This is a genomic window from Caballeronia choica (genome assembly GCF_001544535.1).
Classification (GTDB): Bacteria; Pseudomonadota; Gammaproteobacteria; order Burkholderiales; family Burkholderiaceae; genus Caballeronia; species Caballeronia choica.
This window is the reverse complement of record NZ_FCON02000558.1, coordinates 1-785: the sequence shown is the minus strand read 5'-3', so window position 1 is coordinate 785 and position 785 is coordinate 1. Positions and strand designations below refer to the sequence as shown.

General features: G+C 55.0%; 1 protein-coding gene. It reads right to left on the bottom strand.

Annotated features, from left to right (window positions below; all coding sequences use genetic code 11):
* Nucleotides 1-318: 318 nt before the first annotated feature.
* The coding region (locus tag AWB68_RS45700; protein WP_268810997.1) for an IS4 family transposase at nucleotides 319-785 on the bottom strand (467 nt) is incomplete at its 5' end.

Sequence of the window (785 nt, the reverse complement as noted above, 5' to 3'; positions counted from 1 at the left end):
TATGGCGCGGCCTTTCGCAGCCATAGTGGACGTTGGGAACCTCTGCCAGGCGCCGGGTCGCTCGACGAGATGGCACAGTTGGTCGTCACGCTCCTGGAGCCGTATTTGCAACCCGATAATTAACGAGGCTAATTATTAAAGCTATTTAGGTGATGTTGTACTAGCTAAGAAAGATGTCCGCTTTACCTTCGTTGGCAGTAGACCAAGAGACGCGTCGGTCGTTGATTCTCCGATTGGAGCGGCGATGAGATGTGCCGCAAGAGGCTCCGTGCTGATCGAATTTCAAGGGAACATCGTGATATGGCATGTGCCATGTCGTTATACAGAAATGTCGGCATCACCGTCATCGCGCAATAAGCGCATGGTTTCCGCGGCGATATGAACTTTTGTGAGCCCCTTCCAGATTGTCTCCGCGCCGGGTTCGCCATCGCCCTTGCGAGCGAGGAAACCGCCGAGGCGAGCGACCAAGCGCAACACTTCGTTGAGCTTGGGTTGCACAGGCATACGCGTTTTCGTGAGCAAGTGGGCGGCCCGAATTTCATCGGGATTGAAGAACAGATGCGCGTCCAAATCAGGACAGGTCCGGCCCAGCCGCATCAGATAGGTCACACGCCAAGCCACCACAAGAAACAGCGCCAACGCACGCTCGAGTCGTTCAATCGTGCCCAACTGCAGCTCTTCGACCTGACAGCCGTTCTTCAGAACGTTGAACAAGGGTAAGTCATTCTGCCCGTCAACATCTCTCGCATGACATCGTAGTGCGCTACCGCTTTCACCCCCTTGTG